Genomic DNA, 14,933 nt, shown 5'->3' with positions numbered 1-14,933 from the left:
CTCTAGTTTAGCCGTTGTCTTGCCGGCCGGGTTTTGCGAAGATTGCGATGTTATGAGCGAACCGACCATGAACAAGGCAACGGACCTGGACCTGTGGAACAAGGCGGCGGCGAAGTCCGCGCCCGGCGGCGACCCCGCCGCCCTGAACTGGGTGACGCCCGACGGCATCACGGTGAAGCCGCTGTACACGGCGGCCGACCTGCAAGGGCTGCCGCATGCGGACACGCTGCCCGGTTTCGCGCCCTTCCTGCGCGGCCCGCAAGCCACCATGTACGCGGCGCGGCCCTGGACCATCCGCCAGTACGCCGGCTTCTCGACGGCCGAAGAATCCAACGCCTTCTATCGCAAGGGCCTGGCCGCCGGCGGGCAGGGCGTGAGCGTGGCCTTCGACCTGGCCACGCACCGCGGCTACGACAGCGACCATCCGCGCGTGACGGGCGACGTCGGCAAGGCCGGCGTGGCGATCGATTCGGTGGAGGACATGAAGATCCTGTTCGACGGCATTCCGCTCGACAAGGTCTCGGTCTCCATGACCATGAACGGCGCGGTGCTGCCCGTGCTGGCCGGCTACGTGGTGGCGGCCGAAGAGCAGGGCGTGAAGCAGGACCAGCTGAGCGGAACCATCCAGAACGACATCCTCAAGGAGTTCATGGTCCGCAACACCTACATCTATCCGCCGGAACCCTCCATGCGGATCGTGGGCGACATCATCGAGTACACGGCAAGGAACATGCCGAAGTTCAACTCGATCTCGATCTCCGGCTACCACATGCAGGAAGCCGGCGCCAACCAGGCGCTGGAACTGGCCTTCACGCTGGCCGATGGCAAGGAGTACGTGAAGACGGCGCTGGCCAAGGGCCTGGACGTCGACGAGTTCGCCGGGCGGCTGTCGTTCTTCTGGGCGATCGGGATGAACTTCTATCTCGAGATCGCCAAGATGCGCGCGGCGCGCCTGCTGTGGCACCGCATCATGAGCGGCTTCAACGCCAGGAATCCCAAGAGCCTGATGCTGCGCACGCACTGCCAGACCTCGGGCTGGTCGCTCACGGAGCAGGACCCGTACAACAACGTGGTGCGCACGACCATCGAGGCGATGGCGGCGGTGTTCGGCGGCACGCAATCGCTGCACACCAACAGCTTCGACGAGGCCATCGCGCTGCCGACCGAGTTCTCGGCGCGCATTGCCCGCAACACGCAGCTGATCATCCAGGAAGAGACCCACATCACCAACGTGATCGACCCCTGGGCCGGCAGCTACATGATGGAGAAGCTGACCCAGGACATGGCCGACGCGGCCTGGAAGATCATCGAGGAAGTGGAAGCGCTGGGCGGCATGACCAGGGCCGTCGACTCGGGCTGGGCCAAGCTGAAGATCGAAGCGGCCGCCGCCGAGAAGCAGGCGCGCATCGACAGCGGCCGCGACGTGATCGTCGGCGTCAACAAGTACAAGCTGGCCAAGGAAGACGCGGTCGAGATCCGCGAAGTCGACAACGTGATGGTGCGCGAGCAGCAGATCGCGCGCCTGGCGAAGATCAAGGCCACGCGCGACGGCGCCAAGGTGCATGCCGCGCTGGAGGCCCTGACCACGGCGGCCCGCACGGGCCAGGGCAACCTGCTGGAACTGAGCATCCAGGCGATCCGCTTGCGTGCGACGGTGGGCGAGGTGAGCGATGCGCTCGAGAAAGTGTTCGGGCGCCACCGCGCCGATACGCAAAAGGTGACCGGTGTGTATGCAGCTGCCTATGACTCGGCCGAGGGCTGGGAAAAACTGAAGTCGGAGATCGCGCAATTCGCCGAGGAGCAGGGCCGGCGCCCGCGCGTGATGGTCGCCAAGCTGGGCCAGGACGGCCACGACCGCGGCGCCAAGGTGGTGGCCACCGCCTATGCCGACCTCGGCTTCGACGTCGACATGGGCCCGCTGTTCCAGACCCCGGAAGAATGCGCGCGCCAGGCCATCGAGAACGACGTGCACGCCGTCGGCATCAGCACGCTGGCCGCCGGCCACAAGACCTTGGTCCCGGCGATCATCGCGGAGCTGGAAAAGCAGGGCGCCGACGACATCATCGTGTTCGTCGGCGGCGTCATCCCGCAGCAGGACTACGAGTTCCTCTACAACGCCGGCGTCAAGGGCATCTATGGCCCCGGCACCCCGATCCCGGCCAGTGCGAAGGACGTGCTGGAGCAGATCCGCCGCGCGATCGCCGCTCATTAATTGGGGTCAGAACCCAATTTCATGAATCTTCTCGCGGCCATCACCGGCAGCCAGGGCGCGGCGCAACGCCGCGCCATCGCGAAGGCCATCACGCTGCTGGAGTCGACCCGCGCCGACCACCGCACGCAGGCCGACGCCTTGCTGACGCAGCTGCTGCCCCACACCGGCAAGAGCTTCCGACTCGGCATCTCGGGCGTGCCCGGCGTCGGCAAGAGCACCTTCATCGAGGCGCTGGGACTGCACCTGATCGCGCAAGGCCACCGCGTCGCCGTGCTGGCGATCGACCCGTCGTCCTCGGTCTCCGGGGGTTCCATCCTCGGCGACAAGACGCGGATGGAACACCTGTCCGTGCATCCGCAGGCCTACATCCGGCCCAGCCCCGCGAGCGGGACGCTGGGCGGCGTCGCCGCGAAGACGCGTGAGTCGATGCTGGTGTGCGAAGCCGCCGGCTACGACATCGTGATCGTCGAAACGGTCGGCGTCGGCCAGAGCGAGATCGCGGTGGCCGGCATGACCGACATGTTCGTGCTGCTGCAGCTGCCCAACGCCGGCGACGACCTGCAGGCGATCAAGAAGGGCGTGATGGAGCTGGCGGACCTGGTCGTCATCAACAAGGCCGACCTCGACGGCGATGCCGCGACCCGCGCGCAGGCGCAGATCACCAGCGCCTTGCGCATCCTGGGCCAGCACGGCCATCCCGACCATGCCCACCACGACGACAAGCTGTGGCACCCCGAGGTGCTGCAACTGAGCGCACTGAAGGCGCAGGGCCTCGACAAGTTCTGGTCCACGGTGGAGCGATTCCGCCAGCTGCAGCAGGCCAGCGGCCGGCTGGAGAAGCGCCGCAGCCACCAGGCGCGCGACTGGATGTGGGAGCGCATCGAGAGCGGCCTCAGGCAGGCCTTCCGGCAGGCGCCCGAGGTGAAGGCTCTGCTGCCCCGATTGACCCAGGAAGTGGAACACGGCCGCCTGGCGGCCTCGACGGCGGCCCGCCAACTGCTGGCCGCCATGCAAGTGAACGGAGAAGCCAAGAATGCATGACATCCTCGAGCAACTGGAGCGCAAGCGCGCGGCCGCCCGCCTGGGCGGCGGCGAGAAGCGCATTGCCGCGCAACACAAGAAGGGCAAGCTGACCGCCCGCGAAAGGCTCGAGCTGCTGCTCGACGAAGGCACTTTCGAGGAGTGGGACATGTTCGTGGAGCACCGCTCCACCGACTTCGGCATGGCCGACAACAAGATCCCCGGCGACGGCGTGGTCACCGGCTACGGGATGATCAACGGCCGCCTGGTGTTCGTCTTCAGCCAGGACTTCACCGTCTTCGGCGGCGCGCTGTCGGAGGCGCATGCCGAGAAGATCTGCAAGGTGATGGACCAGGCGATGAAGGTCGGCGCGCCGGTGATCGGGCTGAACGACTCGGGCGGCGCCCGCATCCAGGAAGGCGTGGCCTCGCTGGGCGGCTATGCCGACGTGTTCCAGCGCAACGTGATGGCCTCGGGCGTCGTGCCGCAGATCAGCATGATCATGGGCCCGTGCGCCGGCGGCGCCGTGTATTCGCCGGCCATGACCGACTTCATCTTCATGGTGAAGGACAGCTCGTACATGTTCGTCACCGGCCCCGAGGTGGTGAAGACGGTGACGCACGAGGAGGTGAGCGCCGAGGAGCTGGGCGGCGCCACCACCCACACCACCAAGAGCGGCGTGGCCGACCTGTCCTTCGAGAACGACGTCGAGGCGCTGATCATGCTGCGCCGCCTGTACAACTACCTGCCGCTGAACAACCGCGAGAAGCCGCCGGTGCGCCCGAGCCACGATCCGGCCGACCGCATGGACTTCTCGCTCGACACGCTGGTGCCGGACAACCCGAACAAGCCCTACGACATGAAGGAGCTGATCGCCAAGACGGTGGACGACGGCGACTTCTTCGAACTGCAGCCGGACTACGCCAAGAACATCGTCATCGGCTTCGGCCGCATGGAAGGCCAGACGGTGGGCATCGTCGCCAACAATCCGCTGGTGCTGGCCGGCTGCCTGGACATCAAGAGCAGCATCAAGGCCGCGCGCTTCGTGCGCTTCTGCGACGCCTTCAACATCCCCGTGGTGACCTTCGTCGACGTGCCCGGCTTCATGCCCGGCACCTCCCAGGAGTACGGCGGCATCATCAAGCACGGCGCCAAGCTGCTCTACGCCTATGCCGAGTGCACCGTGCCGAAGATCACCGTCATCACGCGCAAGGCCTATGGTGGCGCCTACGACGTGATGAGCTCCAAGCACCTGCGCGGCGACGTCAATTTCGCCTGGCCCAACGCCGAGATCGCCGTGATGGGCGCCAAGGGCGCGGTGGAGATCATCTTCCGCGAGGACAAGGGCGACCCGGCCAAGCTCGCGGCGCGCGAAGCCGAATACAAGGCGCGCTTCGCCAACCCCTTCGTGGCGGGCGCCCGCGGCTTCATCGACGACGTGATCCTGCCGCACGAAACCCGCAAGCGCATCTGCCGCTCGCTGGTGATGCTGCGCGACAAGAAACTCGAGAACCCGTGGCGCAAGCACGGGAACATCCCGCTATGAAGGTGCGCACTTCGGCGGTGTGGCTATTGGCTCTGCTGACCGTGGCGGATGCCGGCGCGGCCTGTATGGATAGGGTCGGCCGTGACCTGGCGACAGCAGCTCCGTCTGAAGTTGGGCTCTCTTCCGAGGCGTGGGCTGCTGCTGTAGAGGCCCTGGACGCCGGACGCCACGAAGTCCGGGCGCTGCTCGTGGTGCGCGGATGCAAGGTCGTATTCGAGCGGTACAAAGACGGGCTCAACCGCGAACATAACCACTCAGTGTATTCGGTGACGAAGTCAGTGACATCGACTCTCGTGGGCGCACTGCTGTATCAAGGCAAGCTGCGGTCGCTAGACACGCGCGTGTCCGAGGTGGTGGCCAAGCCAGATCGGCTTGCCGAGCAAGGCTGGCAAAACGCACAGCGCCTCACTTTGCGAAATGTGATGCAGATGTCGTCCGGGCTGGCCTACCAGCACGACCCTGTCAACAATCCCATTTATGACACGCGCGAAGACCGTCTTGCCTTTGCCCTGTCGCCGGAGCAACAAGTCGCCCCTGGTACGCGCTTCTTGTATTCGGATGGGGATGTTTCCATTACGGGTGCGGTTGTTGCTGCCGCGGCCGAGACTGACCTCCTCGCCTTTGCGCGAAGGACGCTTTTCGAGCCGATGGGAATGAGCAACGTCGCTTGGTCATTCAAGGATCGCGCTGGCCGCTATCCAGGGGGATGGGGCCTGCGCCTTAGGCCTATGGATATGGCCAAGCTGGGGCAGCTTTACCTCCAGAAGGGTGAATGGAACGGCCATCGGATTTTCGCGTCCGAGTATCTGGATGCCGCCTGGACCGCCGGCCCCAACGCGGCATACGGCTTGCACTGGTGGATCGGGAGTCACGCGAATGCCGGCGGTACACGTTACTTCTTTGCCAATGGGTTCAAGGGACAGCGTATTTACGTCTTCCCGGAACATGATGCCGTCGTGGTGGTCGTGGCGAGTTTGCCGGGGAGGGAAGAGTCGACGGTTATGCCTCTCGTTATCAAGGCGCTTGCCGATTCCGTGGCAAAGGGCGTGGACGCCCCCGATTCGAAGACGGATATACGGCTGGACGCTCTCGCCAAGGCGGGGTTCAGGGGGGTGATCCGGGTGCCCCAGGAAAACCAAGACGATCCGCGCAGATTCTGAAAATAGGACAATCATGTTCACCAAGATCCTGATCGCCAACCGCGGCGAAATCGCCTGCCGCGTCATCGCCACCGCGAAGAAGATGGGCATTGCCACCGTCGCCGTCTACTCGGACGCCGACCGCGAAGCCCGCCACGTCGCGCTGGCCGACGAGGCCGTGCACATCGGCCCTGCGCCTTCGCGCGAAAGCTACCTGCAGGCCGACAAGATCATCGCCGCTGCCAAGCAGACCGGCGCGCAAGCCATCCATCCCGGCTACGGCTTCCTGTCGGAGAACGAAGGCTTCGCCAGGCGGGTGGAAGAAGAGGGCATCACCTTCATCGGCCCCAAGCACTATTCGATCGCGGCGATGGGCGACAAGATCGCCTCGAAGAAGCTCGCGAAAGAGGCGAAGGTCAACACGATCCCGGGCTACAACGACGCCATCGAAACGGCCGAACAGGCGGTGCAGATCGCCAAGGACATCGGCTACCCGGTGATGATCAAGGCCTCCGCCGGCGGCGGCGGCAAGGGCCTGCGCGTCGCCTTCAACGACAAGGAAGCCTTCGAGGGCTTCACCTCCTGCCGCAACGAGGCGCGCAACAGCTTCGGCGACGACCGCGTGTTCATCGAGAAATTCGTCGAGGAGCCGCGCCACATCGAGATCCAGGTGCTCGGTGATTCGCACGGCAACGTGATCTACCTGAACGAACGTGAGTGCTCCATCCAGCGCCGCCACCAGAAGGTGATCGAAGAAGCGCCGTCGCCCTTCATCAGCGACGCCACCCGCAAGGCGATGGGCGAGCAGGCCGTGGCGCTCGCGAGGGCCGTGAAGTACCAGAGCGCGGGCACGGTGGAGTTCGTGGTCGGCAAGGACCAGAGCTTCTACTTCCTGGAGATGAACACGCGCCTGCAGGTGGAGCACCCGGTCACCGAATGCATCACCGGCCTGGACCTGGTGGAGCTGATGATCCGCGTCGCCGCGGGCGAGAAGCTGCCGCTGGCGCAGAAGGACGTGCAGCGCAACGGCTGGGCGATCGAGTGCCGCATCAACGCCGAGGATCCCTTCCGCAGCTTCCTGCCTTCCACCGGTCGGCTGGTGCGCTTCCAGCCGCCGCGCCCGAGCATGTGGGCTTCGGACACGGGGCACCTGCACGGCGTGCGCGTCGACACCGGCGTCACCGAGGGCGGCGAGATCCCGATGTACTACGACTCGATGATCGCCAAGCTGATCGTGCACGGCACCGACCGGCGCGACGCGATCGCCAAGATGCGCGAGGCGCTCAACGCCTTCGTGATCCGCGGCATCTCGAGCAACATCCCTTTCCAGGCGGCGCTGCTGGCGCATCCGAAGTTCGTCGCCGGCGACTTCAACACCGGCTTCATCGCCGAGAACTACGGCGGCGGCTTCAAGGCCGAAGACGTGCCGCACGACGATCCGGACTTCCTGGTGGCGCTGGCGGCCTGGGCCAACCGGCGTGCGCTGCAGCGCTCGGCCGGCATCAGCGGGCAGATGCGCGGCCACGAGTTCAAGGTGGGCGAGGACTACGTGGTGGTCAAGCTCGATGCGCAGGGCAAGCACGGCCAGCAGGCAGCGAAGGTGCTCGATTACGAGACCGAGTCCGGCTCCAGCGTCGTCGAGACCAACGGCAAGCGTTATGCCATCTGCAGCAACTGGCACCTGGGCGGCGCGCGCATCCGCGGCACCGTCGACGGCAAGGCCTTCGCGGCGCAGGTCGAACGCGGCGTGGCGCGCAATCCGCTGGCGATGCGCATCGCCCACAACGGCACCCGGCTCGATGCCATGGTGCTGACGCCGCGCACCGCCGAACTGCACGCGCTGATGCCTTTCAAGGCGCCGCCCGACCTGAGCAAGTTCCTGCTGTCGCCGATGCCGGGGCTGCTGGTCGATGTGGCCGTGCAACCCGGCCAGAAGGTGCAGGCGGGCGAGCGCATCGCGGTGATCGAAGCGATGAAGATGGAAAACGTGCTGTTCGCCGCGGCGGACGGCATCGTCGGCAAGGTGCTGGCGGCCAAGGGCGAGTCACTGGCCGTGGACCAGCCGATCGTGGAGTTCGAGAAATGAGCCAGCGTCCCTTCAAAGTCCTCGGCATCCAGCAGATCGCCATCGGCGGCCCCGACAAGAAGAAGCTGCAGAAGCTCTGGGTCGACCTGTTCGGCCTGGAGGTCACCGGCACCTTCGTCAGCGAGCGCGAGAACGTCGACGAGGACATCTGCGCGCTGGGCACCGGCCCGTTCAAGGTCGAAGTCGACCTGATGCAACCGCTGGACCCCGAGAAGAAACCGGCGGTGCACACCACGCCGCTGAACCACGTCGGCCTCTGGATCGACGACCTGCCCAAGGCGGTGGAGTGGCTGTCGGCGCAGGGCCTGCGCTTTGCGCCCGGCGGGATCCGCAAGGGAGCGGCCGGTTTCGACATCTGCTTCGTCCATCCCAAGGGCAACGAGGAGTTCCCGGTCGGCGGGGAGGGCGTGTTGCTCGAACTGGTCCAGGCGCCCCCCGAGGTCGTGAAAGCCTTCTCGGCTGTGGCCGCGCAGCAACCCTGAGCTACCTCCCGGCGGATACAGGCCGCCGCCGATGCACCGAGGCGGTAATTTGCCCTCGTCCGTAAGGTTGCGGACGGCGACAATTGTGGCCAAGTGTAACCATGGACCTGTCCAGCCCACCGACCCTGCCGGTTGCGCAAGCGCCGGCTGCGCCCGCTTCCAGCCTGCTCATGCGGCCGGTTGCGGCTGCCCTCGGGCGTGCGGGACTGGCCGAGGCGGCGGCCGCCTTCGGCAGCGAGCTGTGCGAGCTGCTGGGCTGTGCGCGCGCCTCGGTCGGGTTGCTGGAAGACGGCGTCCTGCGCCTCGCGGGCAGCTCGCACCCCGCTGAGCTCCAGCCGGGGCAGCCGGGCGCCACGGCCCTGCTGGACGCCATGCAGGAGGCGCTCGACCAGCAGCAGGTGGTCGCCTGGCCGGCCGGCCCCGAACACATCACCCTCGCGCACCGCCAGCTGGCCGCCGCCGGCGCGGCCTGCAGCATCCCCTTGGTGGACGGCACCCGCGTCCTGGGCGCCGTCACGCTGGAACGTGCCGCCCCCGCCTTCACCGCGGCCGAAATGACCGCGCTGGCCGACCTGTCCCGCCTGGCCGGCCCGGTGTTCGACCTCAAGCAGCAACTGGCGCTGCCCTGGCACCGGCGCGTGCGCCACGACCTGCGCGAACGCCTGGCCCGGCCCTCGCGGCGCCGGCTCGCCATCGCCGGCGCCATCGCGCTCGTCGCGGCGGCGCTCGCCATTCCCGTGCCCTGGCGCGTCAGCGCCCCGGCGCGGCTCGAAGGCTCGGTGCAGCGCGCCGTGGTGGCCGCCACCGACGGTTTCCTGCAGCAGGCCAACGTCCGGCCGGGCGACCGCGTGCAGGCCGGCCAGGTGCTGGCCCAACTGAATTCGCAGGACCTGGAGCTGGAGCGGCGCCGCCGCGAGAGCGAACTGCGTCAGCACGAGAACGCCTACCGCGCCGCCCAGTCGCGCGCCGACCGGGCGCAGATGGTGGCCTTCCAGGCCAAGGCCGCCGAGGCGCAGGCGCTGCTGTCGCTGGTGGAAACGCAGCTGCAGCGCGCGCGCATCGAAGCGCCTTTCGACGGCATCGTGATTAAGGGCGACCTGAGCCAGACCCTGGGCGCGCCGGTGCAGCGCGGCGAAGTGCTGATGGTGCTGGCGCCCAACGACAGCTTTCGCCTGATCCTGGAAGTCGACGAAGCCGATGTCGGCGCGATCCGTCCCGGCCAGCGCGGCGAACTGGCGCTGGCGGCGCAGCCCGATCGCACGCTGGCCTTCACCACCCGGCGCATCGTGCCGGTGGCCGCCACCGCCGAAGGCCGCAACTTCTTCGAGGTCGAAGCCGCCCTGCAGGAGGCGCTGCCGCAGCTGCGGCCGGGCCTGAGCGGCGTCGCCAAGGTCGATGCCGGCTGGCGCCCGCTCGGCTGGCTGCTGGCCCATCGCGGCATCGACTGGCTGCGGCTGGCGTGGTGGAAAGTCACGCCGTGGTGAACGAGCCGCTGGTCAGCGCCTCCTGGCACCGGGTCGCCGGCCTGCGTCCCAGCCTGGTGGCCGGCCTGCGCGTGGTGCGGCAACAGGTGCGCGAACAGGTCTGGCACGTGCTGGTGGAGCCGGCTTCGGGCCGCCAGCTGCGCCTGAATCCCGCCGCCTACGGCCTGGTGGCGCGCTTCGACGGCAGCGTGGCGGTGGAGCAGCTCTGGCAGCGCCAGCTGCGCGAGCAGCGCGCCGACGCGCCCACCCAGGACGAAGTGCTGCGGCTGCTGGCCCAGTTGTTCCGCGGCGGGATGTTGCGCTTCGACGCCGCGCCGCACCTGTCGCTGCTGTTCGCGCGCCGCGCCGAGGACGACAAGCAGCGCCGCCGCGGCATGATGAATCCGCTGATGCTGCGGATGCCGCTGGCCAATCCGGCGCGACTGCTGGACCGGCTGGCGCCGCTCGGGCAGGCGCTGTTCCAGCCCGGCGTGCTGCTGGCGTGGACGGTTGCCGTGCTGCTCGCCCTGCTGGCCGCGGGCGCCCATTTCGGCGAACTCGAAGCCGACGCCCGGCGCCTGTTCGCCACCCCTTCGAGCTACTTCATCGCCTGGCTCTGCTACCCGCTGGTCAAGCTGCTGCACGAACTGGGTCACGGCCTGGCGGTGCGCCGCTACGGCGGCCAGGTCCACGAGCTGGGCCTGTCGCTGATGTTCCTGACGCCGGCGCCGTACGTGGATGCAAGCGCGGCCAACGCTTTTCCCGCCCCGCGCCACCGCCTGGTCGTCAGCGCCGCGGGCATCCTGGTGGAAGTGGCGCTGGCCTGCCTGGCCCTGTGGCTGTGGCTGTCGGTGAGCCCGGGCCTGGTGCGCGACATCGCGCTGGTGGTGGCCCTGACCTGTTCGCTGTCCACCGTGCTGTTCAACGCCAATCCGCTGATGCGCTTCGACGGCTACTACGCCTTGACCGACGCCTTGCAGCTGCCCAACCTGGCGCAGCGCAGCCAGGCCTGGTGGGCGCGCCGCTGGCGCACCTGGATCCGTGTTCCGGCGGCCGGCCCGGCGCCTTTGCTGGCGCGCGGTGAAGCCAAGTGGCTGGCCGCCTATGCGCCGGCCGCGGCGGTCTACCGCGTCGTGCTGCTGCTGGCGCTGGTGTTCTGGATCGGCCAGCAGTCCTGGCTGCTGGGATGGGTGGCTGCCATCGCGCTGGCTGCCTGGCTCGGCCGGCAGCTGTGGCGCTGGGCCACGGCCGGTGGCGGCGATGTTTCCGCGCGCCGCCGTTCGCTGCGCGCCGCGGCGGCCGTCGCCTGCGTGGCGCTCGTGCTGCTGGTGCTGGTGCCGGCGCCGCAGCAGGTGGTGGCCCGGGGCGTCGTCTGGCCGCCCGAACAGGCGCAGCTGCGCGCCGGCGCAGCCGGCTTCGTCGAGAAGCTGGCGCTGGGGCAGGGCGAGCGGGCGATCGCCGGCGAGCAGCTGGTGCAACTGCAGGATCCGGTGCTGGTGGCCACGCAGGAGCGCGTCACGGCGGAGCGCGGCGGCCTGCTCGCGCAGCAATACGCCGCCTTGCTGTCGCAACCGGTGCGCGCCGCCGAACTGGCGGAGGACCTGAATCGCAACGCCGCCGAACTCGCACGCGTCGAGGAGCAACTCGGGCAGCTCGAGGTGCGGGCGCACCTGCCGGGCGAAGTGGTGTGGTCGCGCCCGCAAGACCTGCCCGGCAGCTTCGTCAAGCGCGGCGCCATGCTGGGCCACGTGCTGACCGGCGGCCCGGCGCACGTGCGCATCGCGCTGCTGGAAGACGACTACCTGCGCACGCGCGGCCGCGTGCGCGCCCTCGAAGTGCGGCTCGCCGACGCGCCCGCCACCACCTACGCCGGCCGGCTGGCCGAAGCCGCCCCGGGCGCGACGCTGGAGCTGCCGGCGCCCGCGCTGGGCGACCGCTTCGGCGGCAGCATCCCGCTCGATCCGGCCGATCCGGCCGGCATCCGCACGCGCGTCCCCGTGTTCCTGCTCGACGCCGAAGTGCCGGCGCTGCAGGCCAGCACCATCGGCGGGCGGGCCTGGGTCAAGCTGGTGCTGCCGCCGCAGCCGCTCGCGCTGCAGTGGCTGGCGCAATTGCGCCAGCTGTTCCTGAAGCAGTTCAACCCGACGGGGCAGGCATGAGCGCGCACGCCGCGTCGTGGCCGTTCCCGGGACTCGTGTGGGGTCCGTATCCGCAGATGCGGCTGCCGATCGCGGAATTGCAGCGCAAGGCCCGCCTGCGTCCGCGCGGCCTCGACGAAACCGCGCGCGAGCTGCACAACGAACTGCAGGTGCCGCTGGCCATGCCGCCGGCGCTGCATGCCCTGCGCCAGGTGCCGCAGGCGCACCGCGAGGACGCCTGGCTGCGCCAGGCCTTGCGCATCGCCGCCGCCGCGATGGAGCAGACGATGGGCGTGCGGCCCTACCGGCAGCAGCTGATGGCCGCGCGCGCCTTGCTGGACCAGCGCCTGGTGGAGATGGACACCGGCGAGGGCAAGACGGTCGCCATCGCGCTGGCCGCCGCCGTCGGCGGCCTGGCCGGCACGCCGGTCCACGTCGTGACCGCCAACGACTACCTGGCGCAGCGCGATGCCGATGAACTGCGGTCGTTCTATGCGCGCCTGGGCCTGACCGTCGGCGCCGTCGCGCAGGAGCAGCCGATGGCCGAGCGCCGTGCGGCCTACGCCTGCGACGTCACCTACTGCACCGCCAAGGAACTGGCCTTCGACTACCTGCGCGACAGCCTGCTGCAGCCCGGCGACCTGTCGCCGCTGGAGCGGCGGCTGCGCGCTGACAAGGCGCCGGGCGGCCAGGAACCGGTGTTGCGCGGCCTTTGCATGGCCATCCTCGACGAAGCCGACACCACGCTGATCGACGAGGCGCGCGTGCCGCTGGTGCTGTCGCAGGCCGCGCCCGCGCTAGCCGAGAACGCCTTCTTTCGCCGCGCGCTGATGCTGGCCCTGCGCCTGCAGGAAGGGCGCGACTACCAGCGTGAAGCGGGCGCCGTGCGCCTCACGGAAGCCGGCCTCATGCACCTGCAGGCCTGGCCGGCCGACCCGCACCCGCTGCTGGGCCATCCGCAGCATCGCGCCGCCACGCTGGAACTCGCCGTGACGGCCAGCCGCGTGCTGCAGCGCGACCACGACTACGTGGTGCGCGACGGCGAGGTGCAGCTGGTCGACGAGAACACCGGCCGCACCTCGCCCGGCCGCGCTTGGAGCCGTGGCCTGCACCAACTGGTGGAGATCAAGGAAGGGGTGGCGCCGACCCAGCGCAACACCACCGTCACGCAGATCACCTTCCAGCGCTTCTTCGTGCGCTACCTGCGGCTGGCCGGCATCAGCGGCACGCTGCGCGGCTCGGGCTCCGAGTTGCGCACCGTGTATGGCCTGGGCACCGTGCGGGTGCCGCCGCGCACGCCGCGCCAGGTGCGGCACAAAGCGACCCGCGTGTTCGGCCACAGCGCCGCCTTGTGGGATGCGGTGGCCGGGCGCGCCGCGGCCCTGTGCGGCGAAGGCCGTGCGGTGCTGGTCGGGACCGAGAGCGTCAGCCAGTCGGAGGCGCTGGCCGCCGTGCTGCGCGCGCGCGGCCTGCAGCCGGTGGTGCTGAACGCGCGCCAGGACCGCGAGGAGAGCGAGATCATCGCGGCCGCCGGCCAGCCGGGCCGCCTCACCGTGGCCACCAGCATGGCCGGGCGCGGCTCGCACATCACGCTGGCGCCCGGGGTGCTGGCGGCGGGCGGCCTGCACGTCGTGCTGTGCCAGCTGAATGCCTCTCCGCGCATCGACCGGCAGTTCCTGGGCCGCGCCGGCCGCCAGGGCCAGCCGGGCAGCTGCGAGGTGATGGTGGCGCTGGACTTCGCCTTGCCGCAGCGCTGGCTGCCCGCGCCCTGGCGCGCGGCCTTGCAGCGCCTGCAGTTTCCGCGCTTCCTGTCCTGGGCCAGCCTGCGGGCGGCGCAGTGGTGCGAGGCCAATACCCGTTCCAGGCAGCGCGTCGCCTTGTCGCGCCTGGCGGACAACGAAGAACGCGACCTGAATTTCAGTCGCTGGGGGTTGGGATGAACTGGATCCGTAGAACGCTGCTGTCCGCGGCCTGCCTGCTGGCGCCCGCGCTCCATGCCGCGCCGCCGCAGCCCCTGGGCTGCCTGATCGAGCCTTTCAGCGTGTCGGACATCGGCAGCCCGGTGGTGGGCGTGATCGAGACCGTGCACGTCGAACGCGGCGACACCGTGCGCGCCGGGCAGCCGCTGGCCACGCTGCGCGCCGACGTCGAGCGCATGTCGGTCAACGTGGCCGAGGGACGCGCGCAGGGCCTGGGCGAACTCAAGGCCGCCGAAGCCAACGCGGAACTCGCGCGCCAGAAGCTCACGCGCGCGGTCGACCTGGCGCGCCAGGACTTCATCAGCGCGCAGGCGCTGGAACAGGCCCGCGCCGAAGCGATGGTGGCCGAGAACCGGCTGATGCAGGCGCGCGAGCAGCGCGACATCTACGGCCGCGAACACGAACTGGCGCGCGCGCAACTGGGCCTGCGCACCATCCGCAGCCCGGCCAACGGCGTGATCGCCGACCGCTACCTCTCCGTAGGCGAGCGGGTCGAGGACAAGCCGATGTTCCGCGTCGCCGTGGTCGACCCGCTGCGGGTCGAGGTGGTGCTGCCGGCCAGCCTGTACCCGGTGGTGCGCAAGGGCGTGGCGATGCGCATCACGCCGGAGTTTCCCGGCGCGCAGCCGCGCTTTGCGACCGTGGCCCTGGTCGACCGCGTGATCGAGGGCGCGAGCAACACCTTCCGCGCCAGGTTGTCGCTGCCGAACCCTGGCAACACGCTGCCGGCCGGACTGCGCTGCAAGGCGGACCTGTCCGGCGCCGAGGCGCCCGCGGCCGCCAATCCGGTGTCGCGCACCAGCCGCGGCAGCGAGCTGCAGCTGCAGCTGTCGCCCGACCTGCGCGTCAAGCCGCGGATCTGAATCCC

Annotated in this window: 10 protein-coding genes; all 10 read left to right on the top strand. The window is 69.2% G+C overall.

Features of this window, described 5'->3' with window-relative positions; genetic code table 11:
• Positions 1–52: 52 nt before the first annotated feature.
• The gene (scpA, locus tag LZ009_RS13450; RefSeq protein ID WP_275698442.1) at positions 53–2,212 is read left to right on the top strand and encodes a methylmalonyl-CoA mutase; all 2,160 of its coding nucleotides are present in this window, start codon (positions 53–55) and stop codon (positions 2,210–2,212) included.
• 21 nt (positions 2,213–2,233) lie between these two features.
• Complete coding sequence (gene meaB / locus LZ009_RS13445; RefSeq protein WP_275698441.1) at positions 2,234–3,253, top strand: methylmalonyl Co-A mutase-associated GTPase MeaB; 1,020 nt, start codon at positions 2,234–2,236, stop codon at positions 3,251–3,253.
• Positions 3,246–4,778 carry an acyl-CoA carboxylase subunit beta gene (locus tag LZ009_RS13440; protein WP_275698440.1) on the top strand — a complete coding sequence of 511 codons (1,533 nt, stop codon included), beginning with the start codon at positions 3,246–3,248 and terminating at the stop codon, positions 4,776–4,778. Before meaB ends, LZ009_RS13440 begins: the two co-directional genes overlap by 8 nt.
• Positions 4,775–5,938, top strand: coding sequence for a serine hydrolase domain-containing protein (locus LZ009_RS13435; RefSeq protein ID WP_275698439.1), 1,164 nt, complete (start codon positions 4,775–4,777; stop codon positions 5,936–5,938). Before LZ009_RS13440 ends, LZ009_RS13435 begins: the two co-directional genes overlap by 4 nt.
• 13 nt (positions 5,939–5,951) lie before the next feature.
• A complete protein-coding gene (locus LZ009_RS13430; protein WP_275698438.1) occupies positions 5,952–8,003 on the top strand; it encodes an acetyl-CoA carboxylase biotin carboxylase subunit in 2,052 nt (683 codons plus the stop codon).
• The gene (locus LZ009_RS13425) at positions 8,000–8,485 is read left to right on the top strand and encodes a VOC family protein (RefSeq protein ID WP_275698437.1); all 486 of its coding nucleotides are present in this window, start codon (positions 8,000–8,002) and stop codon (positions 8,483–8,485) included. The genes LZ009_RS13430 and LZ009_RS13425 overlap by 4 nt, the downstream gene beginning before the upstream one ends.
• Before the next feature lie 101 nt (positions 8,486–8,586).
• Positions 8,587–9,969, top strand: a complete 1,383-nt coding sequence (locus LZ009_RS13420) for a GAF domain-containing protein (protein ID WP_275698436.1) — start codon at positions 8,587–8,589, stop codon at positions 9,967–9,969.
• Entirely contained in the window at positions 9,948–12,107 is a 2,160-nt protein-coding gene (locus LZ009_RS13415; protein ID WP_275698435.1) for a PqqD family protein, read from the top strand. Before LZ009_RS13420 ends, LZ009_RS13415 begins: the two co-directional genes overlap by 22 nt.
• The gene (locus LZ009_RS13410; protein WP_275698434.1) at positions 12,104–14,026 is read left to right on the top strand and encodes a preprotein translocase subunit SecA; all 1,923 of its coding nucleotides are present in this window, start codon (positions 12,104–12,106) and stop codon (positions 14,024–14,026) included. The genes LZ009_RS13415 and LZ009_RS13410 overlap by 4 nt, the downstream gene beginning before the upstream one ends.
• Positions 14,023–14,928 (top strand): efflux RND transporter periplasmic adaptor subunit, encoded by a 906-nt coding sequence (locus LZ009_RS13405; RefSeq protein ID WP_275698433.1) that lies wholly within the window; start codon positions 14,023–14,025, stop codon positions 14,926–14,928. Before LZ009_RS13410 ends, LZ009_RS13405 begins: the two co-directional genes overlap by 4 nt.
• Positions 14,929–14,933: the final 5 nt, after the last annotated feature.

Origin of the sequence: Ramlibacter paludis, assembly GCF_022012305.1 — a bacterium.
Taxonomy (GTDB): Bacteria; Pseudomonadota; Gammaproteobacteria; order Burkholderiales; family Burkholderiaceae_C; genus Ramlibacter; species Ramlibacter paludis.
This window is presented reverse-complemented; position numbering and strand designations above follow the sequence as displayed.

What these genes read in the sequence shown, in the direction of transcription:
- scpA (WP_275698442.1), top strand. Translation starts at nt 53, where the DNA reads ATGAGCGAACCGACCATGAACAAGGCAACGGACCTGGACCTGTGGAAC.
- meaB (WP_275698441.1), top strand. Translation starts at nt 2,234, where the DNA reads ATGAATCTTCTCGCGGCCATCACCGGCAGCCAGGGCGCGGCGCAACGC.
- LZ009_RS13405 (WP_275698433.1), top strand. Translation starts at nt 14,023, where the DNA reads ATGAACTGGATCCGTAGAACGCTGCTGTCCGCGGCCTGCCTGCTGGCG.
- LZ009_RS13440 (WP_275698440.1), top strand. Translation starts at nt 3,246, where the DNA reads ATGCATGACATCCTCGAGCAACTGGAGCGCAAGCGCGCGGCCGCCCGC.
- LZ009_RS13425 (WP_275698437.1), top strand. Translation starts at nt 8,000, where the DNA reads ATGAGCCAGCGTCCCTTCAAAGTCCTCGGCATCCAGCAGATCGCCATC.
- LZ009_RS13420 (WP_275698436.1), top strand. Translation starts at nt 8,587, where the DNA reads ATGGACCTGTCCAGCCCACCGACCCTGCCGGTTGCGCAAGCGCCGGCT.
- LZ009_RS13410 (WP_275698434.1), top strand. Translation starts at nt 12,104, where the DNA reads ATGAGCGCGCACGCCGCGTCGTGGCCGTTCCCGGGACTCGTGTGGGGT.
- LZ009_RS13435 (WP_275698439.1), top strand. Translation starts at nt 4,775, where the DNA reads ATGAAGGTGCGCACTTCGGCGGTGTGGCTATTGGCTCTGCTGACCGTG.
- LZ009_RS13430 (WP_275698438.1), top strand. Translation starts at nt 5,952, where the DNA reads ATGTTCACCAAGATCCTGATCGCCAACCGCGGCGAAATCGCCTGCCGC.